The sequence below is a fragment of the Azospirillum lipoferum genome, assembly GCF_024170005.1.
Classification (GTDB): domain Bacteria; phylum Pseudomonadota; class Alphaproteobacteria; order Azospirillales; family Azospirillaceae; genus Azospirillum; species Azospirillum lipoferum.
Map to the genome: position 1 here is coordinate 171,617 of NZ_JALJXJ010000013.1, position 21,449 is coordinate 193,065.

Annotated in this window: 17 protein-coding genes, 1 tRNA gene and 1 pseudogene; 10 read left to right on the forward strand and 9 right to left on the reverse strand. The window is 67.2% G+C overall.

Going from position 1 to position 21,449, the window contains the following annotated elements:
- Positions 1 to 21 precede the first annotated feature (21 nt).
- Positions 22 to 1,650 (reverse strand): type I secretion system permease/ATPase, encoded by a 1,629-nt coding sequence (locus J2848_RS26610; protein ID WP_246194170.1) that lies wholly within the window; start codon positions 1,648 to 1,650, stop codon positions 22 to 24.
- Between the two features lie 437 nt (positions 1,651 to 2,087).
- On the opposite strand from J2848_RS26610, the gene J2848_RS26615 reads away from it, so the two are divergent.
- The 3 genes from J2848_RS26615 to J2848_RS26625 all read left to right on the forward strand — a co-directional run bounded on the left by J2848_RS26615 (position 2,088) and on the right by J2848_RS26625 (position 4,966).
- Entirely contained in the window at positions 2,088 to 2,615 is a 528-nt protein-coding gene (locus tag J2848_RS26615) for a peroxiredoxin (RefSeq protein WP_149233841.1), read from the forward strand.
- Positions 2,616 to 2,855: 240 nt separating this feature from the next.
- On the forward strand, positions 2,856 to 3,893 hold the full coding sequence (locus tag J2848_RS26620; RefSeq protein ID WP_246194171.1) for an extracellular catalytic domain type 2 short-chain-length polyhydroxyalkanoate depolymerase: 1,038 nt from the start codon (positions 2,856 to 2,858) through the stop codon (positions 3,891 to 3,893).
- A gap of 8 nt (positions 3,894 to 3,901) precedes the next feature.
- Complete coding sequence (locus J2848_RS26625) at positions 3,902 to 4,966, forward strand: extracellular catalytic domain type 2 short-chain-length polyhydroxyalkanoate depolymerase (protein WP_149233843.1); 1,065 nt, start codon at positions 3,902 to 3,904, stop codon at positions 4,964 to 4,966.
- Between the two features lie 72 nt (positions 4,967 to 5,038).
- Here the strand turns inward: J2848_RS26625 and eno are convergent, their stop codons facing one another.
- The gene (eno, locus tag J2848_RS26630; protein WP_149233844.1) at positions 5,039 to 6,316 is read right to left on the reverse strand and encodes a phosphopyruvate hydratase; all 1,278 of its coding nucleotides are present in this window, start codon (positions 6,314 to 6,316) and stop codon (positions 5,039 to 5,041) included.
- A 126-nt stretch (positions 6,317 to 6,442) separates the two neighbouring features.
- A complete protein-coding gene (locus tag J2848_RS26635; protein WP_149233845.1) occupies positions 6,443 to 7,228 on the reverse strand; it encodes an alpha/beta fold hydrolase in 786 nt (261 codons plus the stop codon).
- A 131-nt stretch (positions 7,229 to 7,359) separates the two neighbouring features.
- Here J2848_RS26635 and murJ point away from each other — a divergent pair, with 131 nt between their 5' ends.
- On the forward strand, positions 7,360 to 8,910 hold the full coding sequence (gene murJ / locus J2848_RS26640) for a murein biosynthesis integral membrane protein MurJ (RefSeq protein WP_149233846.1): 1,551 nt from the start codon (positions 7,360 to 7,362) through the stop codon (positions 8,908 to 8,910).
- Position 8,911: 1 nt separating this feature from the next.
- Here murJ and J2848_RS26645 read toward each other — a convergent pair whose 3' ends face one another.
- The gene (locus J2848_RS26645) at positions 8,912 to 9,754 is read right to left on the reverse strand and encodes a sulfurtransferase (protein ID WP_149233847.1); all 843 of its coding nucleotides are present in this window, start codon (positions 9,752 to 9,754) and stop codon (positions 8,912 to 8,914) included.
- A gap of 238 nt (positions 9,755 to 9,992) precedes the next feature.
- Between J2848_RS26645 and fliN the strand changes: the two genes are divergently transcribed.
- Together fliN and J2848_RS26655 are read left to right on the forward strand one after the other, a co-directional pair.
- Complete coding sequence (gene fliN, locus J2848_RS26650) at positions 9,993 to 10,295, forward strand: flagellar motor switch protein FliN (RefSeq protein WP_109156459.1); 303 nt, start codon at positions 9,993 to 9,995, stop codon at positions 10,293 to 10,295.
- Positions 10,296 to 10,396: 101 nt separating this feature from the next.
- Positions 10,397 to 11,704, forward strand: a complete 1,308-nt coding sequence (locus tag J2848_RS26655) for a diaminopropionate ammonia-lyase (protein WP_246194173.1) — start codon at positions 10,397 to 10,399, stop codon at positions 11,702 to 11,704.
- On the opposite strand, the gene J2848_RS26660 is transcribed toward J2848_RS26655, so the two are convergent.
- Positions 11,685 to 12,395, reverse strand: coding sequence for a Clp protease/crotonase-like domain-containing protein (locus J2848_RS26660; RefSeq protein ID WP_149233848.1), 711 nt, complete (start codon positions 12,393 to 12,395; stop codon positions 11,685 to 11,687). The two genes, J2848_RS26655 and J2848_RS26660, sit on opposite strands and share 20 nt — an antisense overlap.
- Before the next feature lie 244 nt (positions 12,396 to 12,639).
- On the opposite strand from J2848_RS26660, the gene gatB reads away from it, so the two are divergent.
- A complete protein-coding gene (gene gatB, locus J2848_RS26665; RefSeq protein WP_149233849.1) occupies positions 12,640 to 14,091 on the forward strand; it encodes an Asp-tRNA(Asn)/Glu-tRNA(Gln) amidotransferase subunit GatB in 1,452 nt (483 codons plus the stop codon).
- 176 nt (positions 14,092 to 14,267) lie between these two features.
- Positions 14,268 to 16,073: a PAS domain-containing sensor histidine kinase gene (locus J2848_RS26670; RefSeq protein WP_149233850.1), complete on the forward strand. Its 1,806-nt coding sequence runs from the start codon at positions 14,268 to 14,270 to the stop codon at positions 16,071 to 16,073.
- A gap of 42 nt (positions 16,074 to 16,115) precedes the next feature.
- On the opposite strand, the gene J2848_RS26675 is transcribed toward J2848_RS26670, so the two are convergent.
- Positions 16,116 to 16,352, reverse strand: coding sequence for a hypothetical protein (locus J2848_RS26675; RefSeq protein WP_014188024.1), 237 nt, complete (start codon positions 16,350 to 16,352; stop codon positions 16,116 to 16,118).
- A gap of 282 nt (positions 16,353 to 16,634) precedes the next feature.
- Here J2848_RS26675 and J2848_RS26680 point away from each other — a divergent pair.
- Positions 16,635 to 16,727, forward strand: a tRNA-Ser gene (locus tag J2848_RS26680).
- A gap of 335 nt (positions 16,728 to 17,062) precedes the next feature.
- On the opposite strand, the gene J2848_RS26685 is transcribed toward J2848_RS26680, so the two are convergent.
- Positions 17,063 to 17,758: a glutathione S-transferase family protein gene (locus J2848_RS26685; protein WP_149233851.1), complete on the reverse strand. Its 696-nt coding sequence runs from the start codon at positions 17,756 to 17,758 to the stop codon at positions 17,063 to 17,065.
- 168 nt (positions 17,759 to 17,926) lie between these two features.
- Between J2848_RS26685 and J2848_RS26690 the strand changes: the two genes are divergently transcribed.
- Positions 17,927 to 18,850, forward strand: a complete 924-nt coding sequence (locus J2848_RS26690) for a LysR family transcriptional regulator (RefSeq protein WP_149233852.1) — start codon at positions 17,927 to 17,929, stop codon at positions 18,848 to 18,850.
- A 619-nt stretch (positions 18,851 to 19,469) separates the two neighbouring features.
- On the opposite strand, the pseudogene J2848_RS36190 reads toward J2848_RS26690, so the two are convergent.
- Positions 19,470 to 19,547, reverse strand: a pseudogene (locus tag J2848_RS36190) (IS6 family transposase); the annotation flags it as partial.
- 225 nt (positions 19,548 to 19,772) lie between these two features.
- On the reverse strand, positions 19,773 to 21,449 hold the full coding sequence (locus J2848_RS26700; protein WP_149233853.1) for an ABC transporter ATP-binding protein: 1,677 nt from the start codon (positions 21,447 to 21,449) through the stop codon (positions 19,773 to 19,775).

Consider the following 21,449-nt stretch of genomic DNA (forward strand, 5'->3'; position numbering starts at 1 on the left):
TCTCGGGGGCGGTGCCGGCGGTCAGCCGGCGGCCCCTGCCGTGGCGGTCGACGGACCCTGAGGGCCGAGATTGCGGAGGCGGGCGAGGTTGACGGCGCCGGGCTGGGCCTGCTGCTGCTCCGGACGCGGCAGCTCCATCGCCATGCCGTTCTTCAGGACATAGGTGTGGTCGGACATGTCGACGAAGACCGGAGCGTGGGTCATGACGATGGTGGTCGCCCCGCGCTCCTTGCAGGCTGCGACGAAGGCGCGGACCGCCTTGATGCCCAGCTCGTCCAGGCCGGCGGTCGGCTCGTCCAGTACCAGCAGCGGCGGCTGGCCGAAGGCGGCGCGGGCAAGGCCGATCAGACGGGCGCTGGCGCCGGTGATCGGAGACAGCGGGTCGTTGACCTCGGTCTCGTAGCCCATCGGCAGGCTTTCGATCCACTCATGGATGCCGACGGAGCGGGCAGCCTCCTCCACCTCTTCACGGGTGGCGGTGGTGAAGCGGGCGATATTGTCGGCGATGCTGCCGGGCAGGAGGTCGACCTGCTGCGGCAGGTAGCCGATGCCCTGTTCGGGGCTGTCGGGGGTCAGGGTGGCGACGGACAGGCCGCCCAGGCGCACCGTACCGGCGGACGGCAGGGCGACACCGGCCAGCAGGCGGGCCAGAACCGACTTGCCCGAGCGGTTGGGGCCGGCGATGCAGACGGTCTCGCCCGGCTCGACCGACAGGGTGACGCTGCGCAGGATCGGCTTCTGGTCGCGGGGGGAGACGAACAGCAGGTTCTCGACGGTCAGGCGCTCGCTCTCGACGGGCACGGAGGGACGCTCCGGCTCACGCGACAGGCGCTTCAGCAGCGGCAGCAGGCGGCGGACGGCCTGGGCGGAGCGGACCAGCCCGCCCCAGGCGCCGGCGGTCTGCTCGATCGGGGCGAGGCCGCGGCCGACCAGCATCGAGGTGGCGATCATGCCGCCGAAGGACAGGTGCTGCTCGATCACCAGCCAGGCGCCGATGCCCGTCACGGCGATCTGCAGGACCATGCGGACCCACTTGGTGGCGGCGCCGATGGCGGCGCTGCGCTCATAGCCCTGACCCTGCATGGCGCTGGCGGTCAGGAAGTCGCGGTTGACGGCGTCGAGCGAGGCGTTGCCCATGCGCAGGCCGCGCACGGTGTCGGAGCGCGACGCCAGCGCCTCGAACAGTTTCTGGGCGCGGCCGGCCGGCAGCTTGCTCTCGTCGTTGATGTCCTTTACGGCCACATAGCCGATCCAGCCCATCACCGCCATGATCAGCATCGACACCACCAGCACCAGCGCCAGCATCGGGTGGATGACGTAGATGCCGATGACGTAGAGCGGAGCCCAGGGCAGATCCATCAGCGCCGGCAGCGAGGGGCGCGAGAAAGCGCCCTTCAGCTCGATCAGGTCGGCGAGCGGACCGGTGTCCGGACGGCCGCGGCCGGCGGCATCGAGGGCGTCGGCGGTCAGCCGGCGGCGCCACCGCACCTCCAGCGCGTTGCCGGCACGGGCCAGCAGGCGCGAGCGCACCATCTCCAGAAGGCCACTCAGCGTCAGTGCAATGACGACGATGAGGGTCAGCATGATCAAGGTGTCGTAGTTGCCCGACGGGATGGCGCGGCTGAACACCTGAAGCGAATAAAGCGGCATGGCCAGCATCAGCGCGTTGATGGTGGCGCTGAAGATAAATGTACTAACAAGTATCCTGGTAAAATAACCGCGATTGAAAGACGCTTCCGGCTTATCATTGCCGGGCTGTCGCAAAGAGTTGGACTTGGTCGAAATAGGCATGAACAGCCCTCCAATTGTCACCGGTCGGCGCAGTGCCCACTGGATGCAGGCGAGATCAGAGAACGCGATCCTGGTAAATGGGACATTAACATTCAGGGACGTCACAGGATTGCCACCGGATGCCACCACTTTTGCGCAGAACTACCTCAGTATTGTTTGCTCTTTATGGGCGGCTCTGCATCCTTTGCCGCCAGGAGGGGCATGACCTATGGCCGGTTGGAGGGGCTGGGCATTACCGCTATCGTTTCCCGGCGGCGATTCCGCCGGTCCATACCCAACGAAAGCCGGAGATGACGATGGAAGGGCGCAAGGTCCCCTCGGTGGTGTTCAAGACCCGCGTGCGCGACGAAAGCGTCGGCGGACCCAACCCGTTCCGTTGGCAGGATGTGCGGAGCGACGAGCTGTTCCAGGGCAAGCGGGTGGTGGTGTTTTCCCTGCCCGGCGCCTTCACGCCGACCTGCTCCAACGAACAATGCCCGGCCTTCGAGCGGCTCTATGACGACTTCAAGGATTTGGGAATCGACGAGGTCTATTGCCTCAGCGTCAACGACGCCTTCGTCATGTATCAGTGGGGCAAGAGCCTGAACCTGAAGAAGGTGAAGCTGATCCCCGACGGATCGGGCCATTTCACCCGCCGCATGGGCATGCTGATCGACAAGGACCATGTCGGCTTTGGTCACCGGTCCTGGCGCTATGCCATGGTCGTGAAGGACGGCGTCATCGAGAAGTTCTTCGAGGAGCCGGGCATTAACGACGAGGGCGAGAACGGCGACCCCTATGGCGAATCTTCGCCGGAGAACGTGCTGGCTTATCTGCGGAGCTGAGCGGCCCGATTCGGCGCCCGACCGGCGCCGGGCAGCGGGATGACGGCGAAAGGCTGGCGGGGCGTGGGCTCCGCCGGCCTTTTCCATGGCCGCATTGCGCCGCGGGAGGGGCTGCAAACCGGATGCGGTTGCATCGCCTCGTGCATGGGCGTGTATCAGAAATATCTTAAGGCTTTTTGTTAGACATTCCCTGTTGCCTTGCTACCTTCTGCACAGGCTTGGGTGGATGAGGTTCAGCAGGTGGCAAAGAGTCGGCTGGTCCGGTGTTGTCTGGTTGCATACCTTACGACGGTCCTGGCGCTGGCGTCGCCGTTCGGCGCTGGACCGGCCCGCGCCGATTCCATCGCCCCGCCGCTTGCCCCGCACAGCGTGGTGCTGGCCAAATCCTCGGCATCGGGGCTGGCGGCCGGTGCCTTCATGGCTATCCAGTTCCACGTCGCCCATTCGGCCGAAATGGTCGGCGTCGGCCTGGTCGCCGGCGGTCCCTATCTCTGTGCGGCCGAGAATCCCCTGCTGGCGGCGGCCTGCATGCAGGGCAACCCGCTGTGGCCCCGTGGCCAGTCCCTGTACGAGGCGGCCCAGCCGCTGGTGACGGCCTGGGCGATCGATCCGCTCGACCGGCTGGCGGGGGCGCAGATCTACCTGTTCAGCGGCCGGGCCGACATGGTGGTGAACCGCAAGGCGGTGGAGGAGGCGGAGGCCTTCTATCGCGCCGCCCATGTGCCGGCGAACCAGATCCGGATGGAAACCGGGCTGGAGGCCGGCAACGGCTTCATCGCGCCGGGCGGAGCCAACGACTGCACCGCCAACCGCAGCCCCTATGTCAACTCCTGCGGCGACTATGATCAGGCCGGACGGATCCTGTCGCACATCTATGGCGGCCTGAACCCGCCGGCTCCGGACCTGCCGGCGGCGAGCCCCTTCGACCAGACGCCGTTCGGCGATCCGGAGCGAACGGGGCTGGCGCCCTCCGGCTATGTCTATGTGCCGCCGGCCTGCGCGGGCGGGGCGGCCTGTGCCGTGCACATCGTCTTTCACGGATGCCGCCAGTCCGCCGCCGAGGTCGGCGACGCGGTGACCACTGCCGCCGGCTTCAACCGCTGGGCGGCCAACAACAACCTGATCGTGCTCTATCCGCAGCTGTCGCCGGGCCGTTCCGCGGATCCGGTGGCCTGCTGGGACTGGGTCGGCAGGACGGGGATGGATTACGCGACGAAGGGCGGGGCGCAGATCGCTGCTGTCCACGCGATGTTGACAACCCTTGCAGGGCAAAGGTGACCCTACTCATGGCTATTTCAAGCAAAGTCATTCTGAAGACTGCTCTGGCGGCGCTCGTCGTCCTCGCACCGCTTCCGGCATGTGCCGAAATCAAGCTGTCGGACCTGAAGCTGAAGATCGATCCGGCGCAGACCACGGTGTCGGGCATCTCCTCCGGCGCCTATATGGCCGGGCAGTTCCAGGTCGCCTATTCGGGGCTGGTCAAGGCGGCCGGGCTCGTTGCCGGTGGCCCCTACGACTGTGCCGAAGTGTCGGAAGGCGGCATTGCCCCGGCGGTGGTGGCGCTGAAGCGCTGCATGGACGTGGCAATGGGGGCGCCTGACGTCCCCGCACTGGTCGCCAATGCCAAGGCGCGCGAGAAGGCGAAGGAGATCGACCCGCTGTCCAATATGGCGAAGTCGAAGATCTACCTGTTCAACGGCGACAACGACGTGACCGTGAAGCGGCCGGTCGCCGACGCCACCGAACAGTTTTACAAGGCGCTGGGCGTGACCGACGCGAACTTCACCTATGTGAAGCTGCCGAAGGCGGCCCACGCCTACATCACCGACGGCTATGGCGCCGCCTGCGACTTCATCCCGAAGGAGGGGGAGAAGAGCGAATATATCAACAACTGCCAGTATGATCAGGCGGGCGCCATCGTCCGCTTCTTCTACGCCGATACCAAAATCCCGAACGCTCCCGTCGCGGCCCGTCAGCCGCAGCTGTTCAACCAGGCGCCCTTCGTCGGCGACCCCAGCCGCAGTGGCATGGCGAAGACCGGCTATGTCTATGTTCCTGAAGCCTGCGAGGGCGGCCGGCAGACCTGCCGCATCCATGTCGCCTTCCATGGCTGCCAGATGGCGTCGAACCTGATCGGCGATCATTTCGCCGTCAATGCCGGCTACAACCGCTGGGCCGACGTCAACAACATCGTCGTGCTGTACCCGCAGATCGACGGTGCCGCCAAGCCGACCTCCAACCCCAAGGCCTGCTGGGACTGGTTCGCCTATACCGGCTATGACTTCGCCCGCAAGAGCGGCTTCCAGATGACCGCCGTCCGCAAGATGATCGGCGCGCTGGCCGGGGAATAAAGGCAGTGCTTTGAAAATGAAAAAGCCCCTCTCCGGCGGACCGGGGAGGAGCTTTTTCTTACCTTAAACCGATCAGGCCTTGAGGATGCCGCGGCCGGCGAAGCGGGCGGCGACGCCGAGCTGTTCCTCGATGCGGATCAGCTGGTTGTACTTGGCCAGACGGTCCGAACGGCTCAGCGAGCCGGTCTTGATCTGGCCGCAGTTGGTGGCGACCGCCAGATCGGCGATGGTGCTGTCCTCGGTCTCGCCCGAGCGGTGCGACAGAACGGCGGTGTAGCCGGCCTTGTGCGCCATGTCGACCGCCTCCAGCGTCTCCGACAGCGTGCCGATCTGGTTGACCTTCACCAGGATCGAGTTGGCGACACCTTGGCGGATGCCCTGGGCCAGACGCTTGGGGTTGGTGACGAACAGGTCGTCGCCGACCAGCTGCACCTTGGAACCGATGGCATCGGTCAGCGCCTTCCAGCCTTCCCAGTCGTCCTCGGCCATGCCGTCCTCGATCGAGATGATCGGGTAGCGGCCGGCCAGATCGGCCCAGTAGGCGACCATCTGTTCCGGCGACAGCGACTTGCCTTCGCCGGCCAGCTCGTACTTGCCGTTCTTGAAGAACTCGGTCGAGGCGGCGTCCAGCGCCAGCATGACGTCGTCGCCCGGCTTGTAGCCGGCGGCCTCGATCGCCTTCATGACGAAGCCGAGCGCCTCGTCGGTCGAGCCGATGTTGGGGGCGAAGCCGCCCTCGTCGCCGACATTGGTGTTGTGGCCGGCGTCCTTCAGCTTCTTCTTCAGCGACTGGAAGATCTCGGAGCCCATGCGGATGGCGTCGGCGCCGGTCTCGGCGCCCACCGGCATGATCATGAATTCCTGGATGTCGATGGGGTTGTCGGCATGGGCGCCGCCGTTGATGATGTTCATCATCGGCACCGGCAGCAGCGAGGCGAAGGCGCCGCCGACATAGCGGTAGAGCGGCAGGCCGGCATCCTCGGCGGCGGCGCGGGCGACCGCCAGCGACACGCCCAGGATCGCGTTGGCGCCCAGCCGGCCCTTGTTCTCGGTGCCGTCCAGGTCGATCATGGCGAGGTCGATGGCGCGCTGGTCGTCGGCGTCCAGGCCGGCGAGCGCGTCGTAGATCTCACCGTTGACGGATTCGACTGCCTTCAGCACGCCCTTGCCGCCGAAGCGGGACTTGTCGCCGTCGCGCAGTTCGACCGCCTCATGGGCGCCGGTGGAGGCGCCCGATGGCACCGCGGCGCGGCCGAAGGCGCCGCTGTCCAGCGCAACGTCGACTTCCACGGTCGGGTTGCCGCGGCTGTCCAGGATTTCGCGGGCGTGAATCTCGGTGATGACGCTCATGATCGGTCGATCCTTCGAGGAATGGCAGCCGCGTTGTCTCGCAGGCCGCGTTTTAAGGCGCGCAGGCTTGATAGCCCCGACGTCCGGGCGATGCAATATCTGCTTCGGCTTACAACCCCGCACGAATCAGAGGAATCTCTCCACCATCGCGGCGAATTCGGCCGGGCGTTCGGCGTGCAGCCAGTGTCCAACCCCCTCGATCATGCGGATTTCCGCCTTGGGGAAGTGGCGGCGGATGGCGTCGTGATGCTCCGGCCGAATGTAGTCGGACGTACCGCCGCCGATGAACAGGGCAGGTCCCTCGTAACGCGCACCGCCGAAGTCGGGGAAGCCGATCAGCTCCGCCATGTTGGCCCCGATGGAATCGAGGTTGATCCGCCAGGAGAAGGCGCCGTTCTCCAGCACCAGATTCTGCATCAGGAAGGAGCGCAGCGGTGCCTCCGGCACGGCCTCGGCCAGCTGGGCCTCCACCTCCGGCCGGCGGCTGACGCCTTCCAGCTTCGCGGCCTTCATGGCCGCGACATAGGGGGCGTGGGTGTGGGTATAGGCGACCGGGGCGATGTCGGCGACCACCAGCCGCTCCACCCGGTCGGGATGGGCCAGCGCCAGCGCCATGGCGGTCTTGCCGCCCATCGAATGGCCGACGATGGTCGCGCGGGCGAAACCGCGGTCGTCGAGGAAGCGCAGCACGTCGGCCGCCATCTCCGGATAGCTCATGCCCTCGGCCCAGGGCGCGCCGCCGTGGTTGCGCAGGTCCAGCGCATAGACCCGCCGCGATTCGCCGAAACGGCGGGCCAGGGTCTGCCAGTTGCGGGCGGAGCCGAACAGGCCGTGCAGGACCAGCATCGGCGTTCCGCCATTGGCTTCGCCGGCTTCCAGATAGGTCAGGGGGAGGGCTTGCTGCTGCGGCATGTCGGGGCCTTCGACCGTGGGGAGATGAGATGCGTTCTGGACGAATGCGGGCGGCGATCCTATGACGAACGCGGCTGTATCGCTAGGATGCCGCCGGGCTAATTTTGCACCACAAGAGCGATCCAGCCATCGTGTTCCGTCATATCCTGTCCGTCGGCGGCCTGACCCTGGCCAGCCGGGTGCTCGGTTTCCTGCGCGACGTGCTGACCGCGGCGCTGCTGGGCGCCGGGCCGGTCGCCGACGCCTTCTTCGTCGCCTTCCGGCTGCCGAACCACTTCCGCGCGCTGTTCGCGGAGGGGGCCTTCAACTCCGCCTTCGTGCCGCTGTTCTCCGGCAAGCTGGTGCAGGACGGTGCCGCCGCCGCCCGCCGCTTCGCCGACGAGGTGATGACCCTGCTGGTCATCGTGCAACTGGCGCTGCTGCTGGCGGTGCTGGCCTTCATGCCGCAATTCATGACGGTCTTCGCCCCCGGCTTCGCCGACGAGCCGGAGAAGTTCCGGCTGGCCGTGCTGTTCACCAGCATCACCTTCCCCTACCTGCTGCTGATCTCGCTGGTGTCGCTCTATGGTGGCGTGCTGAACAGCATGAGCCGTTTCGGCTCGGCCGCCGCCGCCCCCATCCTGATGAACCTGTGCCTGATCGCGGCGCTGGTGGTCGGCACGCCGCTGATGCCGACGGCGGGTCACGCGCTGTCCTGGGGCGTGCTGGCGTCCGGTGTCGCGCAGTATCTCTATCTGGCCTGGGATGCCCGGCGGGCCGACATGACCCTGCGCCCGGTGCTGCCGCGCCTGTCGCCCGACGTGAAGCGTTTCCTGGCGGTGCTGGGGCCGGCAGCGCTGGGATCGGGCCTGACGCAGATCAGCCTGTTCGCCGACACCCTGATCGCCTCGGCCCTGCCGACCGGCGCGGTGTCCTATCTCTATTACGCGGACCGGCTGAACCAGCTGCCGCTGGGGGTGATCGGCATTGCCGTCGGGACCGTTCTGCTTCCGGAAATGTCCAAGCGGATCAAGAGCGGCGACGAGGCCGGCGCGGTTGACAGCCAGAACCGCGCCATCGAGCTGTCGCTGGTGCTGACCCTGCCGGCGGCCATCGCCTTCCTGGTTGCAGGCACGCCGATCCTGTCAGTGCTATTCCAGCGCGGCGCCTTCGGCCCGTCGGACGCCGCGGCCTCCGCCGTCACCCTCCAGGCCTATGCGCTGGGGCTGCCGGCCTTCGTGGTGATCCGCAGCCTCGTCAACGGCTTCTACGCCCGTCACGACACGGCGACACCGGTGCGGGTGGCGCTGGTGGCGGTCGGCATCAATGTGGCGCTGAAGCTGGCGCTGATGGGCCCGCTGGCCCAGGTCGGGCTGGCGGTCGCCACCTCCGTCGGTGCCTGGGTGAATGCTGGGCTGCTGGCGCTGTTGCTCCACCGCCGCGGCCTGTTCCGTGCCGACGCGCGTCTGACCCGCAACCTGCCGCGCATGGCCATCGCCGCCGCTGCCATGGCCGGCGCCCTGTGGCTGGCGACCGAGCGGCTTTCCCCCTGGCTGGGTGCCGCCGGGATGGTCGAGCGGTTGGGTGGACTGACGGTGCTGGCGGTGGTCGGACTGGCTGTCTATGCTGTCGCGGCCGTGCTGCTGGGGCTGGTGCGGCGCAGCGACCTCGGCCGTCTGCGCCGTCGGCGGGCGAAGGTTTAGATCAGCCTTCGGTCTGCAAGGGGCGCTCCGGATCAGCGCTCCATTCCGACATGGAACCGTCATAGAGTCGCACGCCCGGCACGCCGGCGATCTCGCTGAGGGCGAACCAGGACACCGAGGCGAGGTGCCCGGTGTTGCAGAAGGTGATGGGCTGGTCGCGCAGGGGCAAATCCGCCTGACCGGCCATCGCCTTCACCGTGTCGGGCGAGGCAAAGCGGTGCTCGGCAGCCGAGAAGAGCGGGGCGATGTCGAGATTCACCGCGCCGGGGATGGTGCCGGGCGCGCGGGCCTGCGGGCTCTTGGCCTTGCCGGCGAACTGCTCGGCCGAACGGGCATCATGCAGCGGCACGGTGCCGGCCTTCACGGCGGCTGCGACGTCGTCCAGGGTGGCGCGCAGATCGGTGCGGGGGTGGACGGAGAAGCTCGTCGGTTTGCGCTCCGCCGGCAGCGGATTGACCGGGCCGCCGGCTGCGACCCAGCCGGCGAAGCCGCCGTCCAGCACCGACACCGCGTCATGGCCCAGCATCTTGAAGGTCCAATAGACGCGGGTGGCGTTGCCCATGTCCGAGGCGTTGGCACCCGCTGCGACCAGCACCACATGGTCGCCGTTGCCGATCCCGAGGCTGCCGATCAGTTCCGCCAACACACCCGCCTCCGGCAGCATCCCGGCCCCGCCGCCGACCACAGTCCGCCAGCCAGCCGTTGCGTAGTCGGAATGAACCGCTCCCGGAACGAAGCCGCCGGCAGGCGGGGTTCGCACGTCCAGGACGACGATGCCGGGGCTGTCGAGCCGGCTTTTCAGCCAGGAAGCGTCCACGAGCGGGGAAATGCTGCTGTCGGTCATCAGGATGAACCCGGTTCCGGTTGGTCGATGCCTTGTCCTGCCGTAATTGTTGCGTACCAGCAACGAAAAGGCCGGCGGGCGGGCGGGTCGACAGTGTGGGCGAAGCGCCGGTGCGGGGAAAGCCCAATCTTGTCGCAATCCCTGTCGGTCGGTGGCGTTGCCGGGTAGCCCGTCCGGGGTGTAGGATGTCCCGTTCGTGTAAGAAGGCGCCCATTCCGGCGCGGGAGCTTGGACATCCATGGCCAACATCGACGACCTGCTCGGCGCGCCCGATCCCAACGACGGCGACGCCGCGTCCTTTGCCATCGGCGACGCGCCGGTGGAGATCAAGGTCGTGATCGGCACCGCCATGCTCCGCGTCCGCGACCTGCTGAAGCTGGGCCGCGGCGCCGTCGTGGAACTCGACCGTCATCTGAAGGACCCGACCGATGTCTATGTCGAAGGCGTGCTGGTCGCCCGTGGTGAGGTCGCCATCATCGACGACAAGATCGGCGTCACTTTGACCGACTTCATCAAGTCCAGCCGCGAATGGAAGCGCTGAGCCCGGCGCTTTGCCTTCATCGATGCTTCATTAGGTAGCGGCCGTGTTTGTGCTGGTGCCTTGACGGCGGGCGGTGGCTTCTGGTCTCGTTGACAGCGGTCGTGGGAAGTGCCGTCGCCGACGGCGTCGCCGGCCCGGAGAGCGAAGCCATGCCGCACACCGCCGTCTCCCCATCCTCCTGCCTGCCACGCCATTTCTCCAACCCCAATGCCGACCACGAACGGGTATACGGCCCGTCGGAACGCGCGATCCTCTGCCGCGCCGCCTTCGACGAGGCGATGGCCGAGATCGGCGCCTGGCCCGGCTATACGCCTACCCCGCTGCGTTCCCTGTCCGGACTGGCGCGGGAGGCCGGGATCGACCGCCTCTGGTACAAGGACGAAAGCACCCGCTTCGCGCTCGGCAGCTTCAAGGCGCTGGGCGGGGCCTACGCCGTTCTGCGGCTGCTGGCGCGCGAGGTGACGGCGCGGGTGCCTGGCGTGCCGGTGACGGCGTTGGACCTCGTCGTCGGCCGCTATGCCAAAGTGACGCGGACGCTGACCGTCACCACCGCCACCGACGGCAACCATGGCCGATCGGTCGCCTGGGGTGCGCAGGTCTTCGGCTGCAATTGCGTGGTGTATGTGCCTGCCGCCTGCACGTCCGGCCGCCGCGCCGCCATCGAGGCGTACGGGGCGCGGGTGGTGGTGGTGGACGGGCCGTATGACGACGCGGTGCGCCGTGCCGCCGCCGATGCGGCGGAGCAGGGCTGGTTCGTCGTCTCCGACACCTCCTACACCGGCTATATGGATGTGCCGCGCGACGTGATGCAGGGCTACACCGTGATGGTGGAAGAGGCGATCTCCCAACTTCCCGCCAGCGAGCGGCCGACCCATGTCTTCGTGCAGGGCGGCGTCGGGGCGCTGCCCGCCGCGGTCTGCGGCCATCTCTGGGAAAGCTGGGGACGCCAGCGCCCGCGCTTTGTGGTGGTGGAGCCGCACAGTGCCGACTGCCTGTACCAGAGCGCCGTCGCCGGCCGTCCGGTGCGGGCGCAGGGCGACCTCGACACGGTGATGGCCGGGCTTGCCTGCGGCGAGGTCTCCCCGCTGGCCTGGGCGATCCTGGAACGTGGTGCCGATGATTTCCTGACCATTCCCGACGAAGGGGCGGTCACCGCCATGCGCAAGCTGGCGGAAGGCAGGCATGGCGGGCGTCCGGTGGTTGGTGGCGAATCCGGCGTCGCCGGGCTGGCCGGGCTGCTCTGCGCCGCCGCGCATGAGGAGGTGCGGCTGGCGCTGGGCCTCGTGCCGGACGCCCGTGTGCTGGTGTTCGGGACCGAGGGCGCGACCGATCCGGAGGTCTATGAGCGGATCGTCGGCCGGTCGCCGGAGATGGTGGCCGAAGGACTGCTCAGCGCAGCAGGTCGGTGACGATGTTGGCGCCGTCGGCGGTCAGGCGGTCGGCGGTCTCGCGGTAGTCGCGGGTGCCGGAGAAGCCGCCTTCGGCCGTCACGCGGCGGATCCAGGTCGGCGAGGCGCCGAGCGACACCAGACGGTCCACCATCATCTGCGTGGAGCGCATGGTCATCCGGCCATTCTCCGCCATGCGCGGGGCATGCACCATGAACTCCGCCCGTGGTGCTGCATAGCGTGGATAGCCGGCGAGATAGAGGCCGACGCACATGCTTTCGCAGGAGTCGCCGTCGCGCACCCGGGTGGCGACCGGCCGTCCGCTCTGGCGCTCGGCCAGAACGGCGTCGATCATCCGGTAGCCCGCCGCGGTGAAGCCACCGGGGCTGGACAGTTCGATCACCAGCGGGCGATGGGCCGGCAGGGTGTGCAGGGTGTCGACGAAGCTGCGCTCCGCCCCCGGCGTGATGATCCCGTCCAGGCGCAGGACGGTGACGTCCCCCTGGTCGTTCCGCGACATCTCCGCGTCGGGGAATTCGGAGGAGGGGGGAGCGGCCGGCGCCGGATTGACGGTGACGGGAGCGGCGCTTACCGGGTTCATCGACAGGCCGTCGGGCTGGGTGGCGGCATGGCCGAGGGCTGCACCCGCGATCAGCAGCGCGCCCAGACCGGCACCGAACCCGACCTTCCGCAGCAGCTTTTGCACCGACATCAGACCCTCCCGCGCTCGATCCGTTCAGCGTGGCGGTCAAAGCTTGCCCGAGGGTTAACGGCCTGTCTGTGGCCGGCCGCACAATGGAGGTATAGGCGGAGGTGGATTGGCGGCGTCGCGATAAAGCGTGCGCGCGGGCGCAAAGGGCGCTAGAAGAAATAGGATTCCAAGGGTATGGCCGGGGCGCCCGATTCCAGGGCGGCGCCCGTCCGGTCCCGTGCCGTGAACGTCGAAGAGCGGAACGATGTCGTACATCCAGGGTGAAACGGGCGATTGGGAAGTCGTGATCGGGCTTGAGGTCCATGCCCAGGTGATTTCGAACGCGAAGCTGTTCTCCGGCTCCGCCACCGAATTCGGGGCCGCGCCGAACAGCCAGGTCAGCTTCGTCGACGCCGCGTTCCCCGGCATGCTGCCCGTCATAAACGAATATTGCGTCGAACAGGCGGTGCGCACTGGTCTGGGCCTGAAGGCCGAGATCAACCTGCACTCGGTCTTCGACCGCAAGAACTACTTCTACGCCGACCTGCCGCAGGGCTATCAGATCAGCCAGTTCCTGCAGCCGATCGTCGGCAAGGGCGAGATCGTGCTGGACCTGCCGGACGGCACCAGCCGTACCGTCGGCGTCACGCGCCTGCACCTGGAGCAGGACGCCGGCAAGTCGCTGCATGACCAGCACCCGTCCAAGACCTACATCGACCTGAACCGGTCGGGCGTTGCGTTGATGGAGATCGTGTCGGAACCCGACATGCGCAGTTCGGAAGAGGCCGGCGCCTACGTGCGCAAGCTGCGCTCCATCCTGCGCTATCTCGGCACCTGCGACGGCAACATGGAGGAAGGCTCCATGCGCTGCGACGTCAACGTGTCGGTGCGCAAGCCGGGCGACGCCTTCGGCACGCGTTGCGAGATCAAGAACGTCAACTCGATCCGCTTCGTCATGCAGGCGATCGAGTATGAGGCCCGCCGCCAGATCGAGATCATCGAGGAAGGCGGCAAGATCGATCAGGAGACCCGGCTGTGGGACACGACCAAGTTCGTGACCCGTTCCATGCGATCGAAGGAAGAGGCGCACGACTACCGCTATTTCCCCGACCCCGACCTGTTGCCGCTGGAACTGGATGCAGCATGGGTGGAGGACATCAAGAAGACGCTGCCCGAACTGCCGGATGACAAGAAGGCCCGTTTCATCGAGGACTACAAGCTGTCGGTCTATGATGCCGGCGTGCTGGTCTCGGAGAAGTCGAAGGCCGACTATTTCGAGGCGGTGGCCAAAGGCCGCGATCCGAAGCTTGCCTCCAACTGGGTCACCGGCGAGCTGTTCGGCTATCTGAACAAGGCCGGCAAGGAGATCGAGGAGAGCCCGGTCTCGGCCGGGAATCTCGGTGGCCTGATCGACCTGATCGCCGACAACACCATCTCCGGCCGCATCGCCAAGGAAGTCTTCGAGACGATGTTCGAGACCGGCGAGAAGGCCGCCGACATCGTCGAGAAGAAGGGTCTGCGTCAGGTCACCGACACCAGCGCGATCGAGGGCTCGATCGACGCCGTGATGGCCGCCAACGCCGACAAGGTCGCGGAGTTCCGCGGCGGCAAGGACAAGCTGTTCGGCTTCTTCGTTGGTCAGGTGATGAAGGCGACCCAGGGCAAGGCCAACCCGGCCATGGTCAACGAAATCCTGATGAAGAAGCTGAAAGGCTGAGTGGAATTCCCCGGTCGACAGATCGAAATCTCCGCCCTGTCCGAAAGAATGTTTGAGGAAAGCCTCTCCGCTTGGCGGAGGGGCTTTTTTCTCGGGCCTTGCCCGGCCCTAAGGCAAAGCCACAGTTGAATTTTCCCGGTTTCCGCCGTCACAGTGCTGGAAACGGTGGAGGAACCATGGCGGCGGAGCCGGTGATGGTGGCGCTGGCGGCTGGTGCCGTCGGCGGTCTGCTCGGGGTGCTGCTGGGCCGGTATGCCGGTCGCCGGGCGGCCCGCCGTTCGCCGCCTTCATTGCTGTCGCCGCAGCAGTCAGCCGATCCCGCCAACGCTCAGCCGTCGCACCCCCTGCATGAGCCGGAGATCGGCCAAAGGCTGGAGATGGCGCTGGAGGCGACCGGCGCCGCGGTGTGGGACGCCGATCTGGTGGCCGGGACCTGCTGGTGGTCGGACACCTTTCCGCGCATGCTGGGCTATCGCACACGGCCGGCCATGCCGCCCGATTTCTGGGAGCGGCGGCTGCATGCCGAAGACCGCGAACGGGTGCTGGCCCACATCGCCTCGCATCTGGCGGGGGAGACCCCGGCCTATGCCTACAGCTACCGGCTTCGTCACGAAGGCGGCGGCTGGGTGTGGATCGCCGCCAAGGGTCGCGCCTTTCGCGACAAGACCGGCCGGGCGGTGCGCTATGCCGGCATCATGACCGACATCACCGAAGCCCGCCGGCAGGAGGAGCGGCTGCGCGCCAGCGAGGAACGACTGCTGAAGATCATGGAGGCGGCCCCCATTGCGGTGAACGTCACCACGCGCGACGGCCGCTGGCTGTTCTGCAACGCCCAGTCGGCGCGGCTGATGGGGCGTGACCGGGCGGCGCTGATGCGCACCCCGGTGGCCGACCTCTATGCCGACCCGGCCGACCGCGATGCGCTGATCGCCAGATTCGACCGTGAGGGCGCATTCCGCAATGCCGAGATCCGGTTCCGCCGGCCGGACGGCAGTATCGTCTGGGTCCTGTCCTCGTGGAACAGCATCGAGTTGGACGGCGAATCGGCGCTGCTGACCTGGCTCTACGACATCACCGACCGCAAGGCTGCCGAATCGGCGATGATCGAGGCCAGGGAAGAGGCCGAGCGGGCGCTGGCCGACCTGCGCGAGGCGCAGGAAAGCTTGATCCAGGCCGAGACAATGGCCTCGCTCGGCCAACTGGTGGCCGGGGTGGCGCACGAGATCAACACGCCGATCGGCATCGGCCTGACCGCCGCCAGCCATATCGGCGAACAGGCGCAGATTCTGCGGGAGCGCTTCACCGGCAACACGCTGCGTCGGTCGGAATTCCTGGAGTTCCTGGATGGCCTGAGCGAAAGCAGCCGCCTGCTGATGGCCAACATCGACCGCGCGGCGTCGCTGGTGCAGAGCTTCAAGCAGGTGGCGGTCGACCAGTCCTCCGGCGACCGGCGGGTGTTCGAGTTGGGCAGCTATATCCACGAACTGCTGTTCTCGCTGCGTCCGCGGCTGAAGCGCACCAACCTGAAGGTGGTGGTGGAGTGCGACGACGAGCTGACGATGGACAGCTTTCCCGGTGCGTTGGGGCAGGTGCTGACCAATCTGGTCATCAACGCCATCGTCCATGCCTATGGCGACTGCGACAGGGTGGCCGACCGTCTGGCCGAGAAGCCGATTGGCACGATCAGGATCACTGCGCAGGCCGGCGGGGCGGACCGGGTCCGGATCGACTTCATCGACGACGGCGCTGGCATCGCACCCGAACATCTGTCGAAGGTCTTCGACCCCTTCTTCACCACCAAGCGCGGGCAGGGCGGCTCCGGCCTGGGGCTGCACATCGTCTTCAATACGGTCACCGGCCCGCTGGGCGGCACGGTATCCGTCCAGTCCTGGCCGGGACAGGGCACCCGCTTCACCGTCCAGCTGCCGCGCGAGGCGCCGGCGATGCAGCCGACTACGGCAACGGAGCCGGCGCTGAACTGACGCCGGGCCGCAGTCCTGCCGCACCGTCCTGCCGGAAGCCGGTCAGGCGACGTGAAGTTCGTGGAACTGCAGATGCTTGGGCCGCCGTCCGCGGCGCTTCGGTGCTGCGAAGTTGGCGAGCGCACCGTTTTCCCCGCGCAGTTCGGCGTTCAGTTCCTGCACGCAACGTTGCAGCAGTTCCTTTTCGCGCTGGTCTTCGCGGTCGGTGATTTCCAGGCAGCTCAGCTTGATCTCGACGAGGTCGATCAGTGTTTCGGCGCAACGGCGTGACAGGGTCATGGCATCCTCCACGGCGACGGGGTGCGGCGTCACTGACCGGTGGGGTTTTGTCGGGCTCGACCCCCACGCGACCTAGTCGTTCGTCACCCAGGCTTTTTATTGCTCATGATGGCATCATAATCGCCTTCCGTTAAAAAGTGGCTAAAATTTTATACAGATTTGTCCCTTTCCGATGATTTTCGGGAAAAGCGGTTTTATGGCTTTGTAAGCGTTGACAAGGGTACGGCCGGCCGTTAGAACCCTCCCCACGCCAGCGGTGCCCCACGGGAAACCGCACTGGCTGGAGGGGTGGCCGAGTGGCTGAAGGCAACGGTTTGCTAAACCGTCATAGGGTTTAAAGCCCTATCGTGGGTTCGAATCCCATCCCCTCCGCCATCAAATTTCGCTAGAGCGTTGATTTATCACTGAAATCCGCTCTAGCCTTTCGATACCCCCCACATTTAGTTTCGGCTGGGCACGATCTCCAACGAACCACCACGGCTAATGCGCGCCTTCAAAGGGGCTGTTGCAGCATCACGTCGTGACGTTGGGGAAGGTGAGGTAGACCCCGAATCTGAGACAAGTATCGTGGAGAGTCCTGCTCCTATAAGTGGCACATCCTATGGAGCAGGACATGAAGCAGACCCAAAGGAAGCACAGCGCGGCGTTCAAGGCGAACCCGAGGCGGTGTCTGAGGCGTGGGGCCACGTGGAGCGTCGCACGCACCGGGTTCATCCAGCGGCCGATCCATCCGGCATGAGGCTCGACAGGTACGATCCGCGTCCCCGGAGGAAGGCCGCGAGCCGTTCCGGGTAGTCTGTCGTCACCGCCCCGCTGACGCTCGGGCGCGCGGCGAGCGCCTGCCGCCAAGCGCGGACCTTCGGCGTCGCGTCGAACACGCCGAGCGGCGGCACCGTCGCCTCGAAGGTATCGAAGTAGCGGAACACCGGCCCGAAGGCCGCGTCCACAAGGCTGAACCTCACCCCGGCGAAGTACGGTCCCCTGCCGAGTGCGTCCTCCAGCCACGCCATCTTTCCGGCGAGGTCGGCGGCCTTCGCCCGGTAGGTCACCTCGTCGGGGGCGGCGTAGAGGCCGGCAATGGCGTTCAGCGTGGCCGAGGCAAATTCGACCCAGGCGCGGTGGCGCGCCCGGTCGACCGGGTTCTCGGGATGCAACCGGGGCTCCGGCTGGGTTTCATCAAGGTACTCGCAGATGATGGCGCTCTCGAAGAGGACGGTCTCGCCGTCCACCACGAGCAGCGGCACCTTGCCGAGCGGCGACATGGCCTTGAACCAGTCGGGCTTCGCCGAGAGGTCGACGACCTGCCGATCATGGGGAACGCCTTTCTCGGCCAGTGTGATGGCGGCGCGCTGCACATAAGGGCAAAGCTGGTGACTGATCAGGCGAAGGCTGGGCATGGCGTTCATTCTATTTCCCGTCGTGTGAGCCTTCCCGGCGCGGTGGAGAGCTGGAACCGGTCGCCGCAAGGCGGCAGGGTGAGGCCACGAGAATAGAATTGGCATTTTTGCAAGTCACATTGCATATTTGCAGTGTCTTTTTGCGTTCCTGCAAACGCTGGTGCTATTCTGCCCGGCATGGATGACTGGAACGATCACCGGATCGTACTCGCCGTCGCACGGGCGGGCGGGCTCAAGGGAGCGGCCGGGATGCTGGGTGTCGACCACTCCACCGTGTTCCGGCGCCTGACGGCGCTCGAAGGCCGGATCGGTCTGCCGCTTTTCGAACGTGGGGCGGGCGGCGCCTATGTGCCGACCGAAGCGGGCGCCCGGGCCGCGGCGGCGGCGGAGCGTATGGAGGACGAGGCGCTGGGCCTTGCGCGCGACTTGGCGGGGCTGGACCGCCGGCTCTCCGGCCGGCTGCGCGTCACCTGCTCGGAGACGCTCGCCTTCCGCCTGCTGACGCCCTGGATCAGCCGGTTCCGCGCCCGGCATCCTGGCATCGTCATCGAACTCGCCGTGGACAGCCGGGTGCTGGACCTGTCGCGGCGCGAGGCGGACGTGGCGTTGCGCGTCGCCCGTCCGCAAGAGAACGACCTGTGGGGGCGCAAGCTTGCCAACGTCGCCTGGGCGGCCTATGGCGCCACCGGATATCTTGCCGCCGTGCCGCCGTTGACTGGGCCGGCGGACCTCGCCTCGCACCCGCTCATCGGCTGGGAGGAGGGGACGGCGGGCGTGAACGCGGCGCGCTGGCTGGCCGAGGTGGCGCCGTCGGCGGCGGTGGTCTACCGGACGGACAGCCTGGTGAACCAGATGGTCGCGGCGCGGTCAGGCGTCGGGCTCGCGCTGCTGCCCTGCTATCTGGGCGACCCCGAGCCGGGGTTGGTACGCGCCTCCCCGGATCCGATCGCCGACCTGTCGCGCGAGCTCTGGATCGTCACGCACCGGGATCTGCGGAACACGGCGCGTGTCCGTGCCTTCTTTGACGCGGTCGCCCACGGCGTGCAGGCGGACCGGGCGCTCATCGACGGTTTGGCTGCCCGTGCGGGGACACCAGCGTGACCGGGTTGACGGACGGACGGCGGCGTTATTCCGCCAAGGCCATGCTGCCGATGGGGAGAGCATGGCCCACTTCTTCTGCCGACCGGAACGCCGCCAGCCAGACCGAGAAACGCGTTAGTGATCCAGGCAGGTGCGGTGGTGGACCTCGATTCGCTCGCACATCCGCCGCCATACCGCAGCGGTGACGCAGCGAATCGACCGCACTCCAGCCGCGCATCGGCAGCGCGTACCACAGCGGTGGCACGGTACGGCGTTCAGTGTGCGCTGGCGGTGCGTTTCGGCATGATCAGGGCTGTAGGCGCAACAACGCAAACTGTTAGCAGACCCGGTACAATGCCCCTGCGTATTCCGGCGAGCGTGACAATCTTGACCGGCCACGCGCTCATTTGGGCCGATGATCATGAGCATCGAAGCAACTCTGCAAACAGTGAACCAAGAAAATTTTCCCAGCCTGTATTCGACAGTAGATCGTTGAGCACGTCCTGGGCTGTGGAATACCGGCCCGCCGAAGCGTTTCCCATAACTGGCATAGGCGGGTCGATTGTCCACAGCTTGACGCTCTAACGGTACAGAGAGCCTTGACAATTCTTGGCCTCGCTCAAATACCCATGGGGACCCAGCCGCGCGCTGCCGGCATCTCCTCGACCATCCGCAGGCTCAGGGGGAAGCGGAAGTAAAGCCAGACCGCCGTCGCGATGACCTCGGCGGGGTAGCGTTAACCAGTATGGCGATGGTCGGTGCGGGTCGTCATGCCGCTCCATATCCCGCTTTCGCCCGCCCCGCACCCCGTCCAACGCCAACGTGACGGCGCTCCCGCGAAGCTCGGGCTGCACCGCAGCCGCCAGGAGGAGGTCTTCGGCCCCCCTCCTGGCGCTCAATAGAAACCATGGTCCCGGCAGGGGTGGCCGATCCGTCGGCGGTTTCAGGACGGCACGGCCACGGGAACCGCGTCGTCGAACCGCCATTTGAGCCGCACGCCACCTTCGCCCGCCGGTTCCAGTGCGGGGATGGCGGAGAGCAGCCGCCGCGTGTAGGGATGGGCCGGATGGTCGAAGACGGTGTCGCGGTCGCCCTGTTCGACGATGCGGCCGTCCTGCATGACGACCACCCGGTCGGCGACCTGTTCGACGACGCCGAGGTCGTGGCTGATGAACAGGCAGGAAAAGCCGTGCCGTGCCTGGAGGTCGGCGAACAGCTCCAGCACCTGGGCGCGCACCGTCACGTCGAGGGCGGAGACCGGCTCGTCGGCGATCACGAAGGCCGGACGGCGGACCACCGCGCGGGCGATGGCGACGCGCTGGCGCTGGCCGCCCGACAGCTCGTGCGGGTAGCGGTCGGCGAAGGGCTTGCCGAGGCCGACCTCCGACAGCACCTCGACCACCCGCTCGGCCTTCTCGCCCCGGCCCATGTCCGGCACGGTGCGCAGAGCCTCGCCGACCAGCGCACCGATGGTCATCCGCGGGTCGAGTGAGGAATAGGGATCCTGGAAGACCATCTGACAGTTGCGGCGGTAGTCGGCCCATTCCGCGCCGCCCGCTCCGATCGGCCGGCCGGCATAGCGGATGGTGCCAGCGCTGGGGGGCAGCAGCCCGGCGATGGCGCGGCCCAGCGTCGTCTTGCCGGAACCCGAGCCGCCGACCAGCGCCACCACCTCCCGCGGCATGATCGACAGGGACAGGCCGTGCAGCGCACGCTTGCCTGCCTCCTTGCGGAACAGGCCGCGACGGCCGCCATACTCGACGACGAGGTCGCGGACCTCGATGATCGGCGTCGCGACGGGCGGAATGGGGCGCGCCGGCTGGCGTCGCGGCATCGCCGACAGCAGCGCCCGGGTGTAGGGGTGCCGCGGCGCCCGCAGAAGCTCGTCGCTGCGTCCCTGCTCGACGATCTCGCCCTTGCGCATGACGATGATGCGATCGGTGTAGCGCGCGACCATCGACAGGTCGTGGCTGATCATCAGCACCGCGGTGCCGTGCGCCCGCGTCAGCCCGACCATCAGTTCGAGGACATCGCGCTGGACCACGGCATCGAGCGCGGTCGTCGGCTCGTCGGCGATCAGCAGCGCCGGCTGGAGGAGCATGACCGAGGCCAGCATGATCCGCTGGCGCATGCCGCCCGAGAACTGGTGCGGGTAGGCGCCGAGCGCCCCGTCGGGATCGGCGATGCCGACCCGCCGCAGCATGTCGAGCACCTGGGCGCGCCGCCCTTCGGCGGACTGCTGGCGCTGATGCACCGCCAGCCCCTCCTCCAGTTGCCGGCCGATGGTCATCGACGGGTTGAGGGAGGTCATCGGCTCCTGGAAGACCATGCCGATGCGGCCGCCGCGCAGGTCCCGCAGCGCTTTCGCCGACAGGCCGGCGAGGTCGCGGCCTTCGAAGCGGATGGTGCCGGCGGTGCGGCGGATCGCCGGGGGCTGGAGCGCCATGATGGAGCGCGCGGCCAGCGTCTTGCCGCTGCCGGATTCGCCGACGATGCCGACGATCTCGCCCGGCGCCACCGTGAAGCTGACGCCGCGGACCACCTTCGTGCCGGTGGCCGTGACGGCCAGGCTCAGGTTCTCCACGTCGAGAAGGGCGCCGGGAAGAATGGTGTCGGTCAT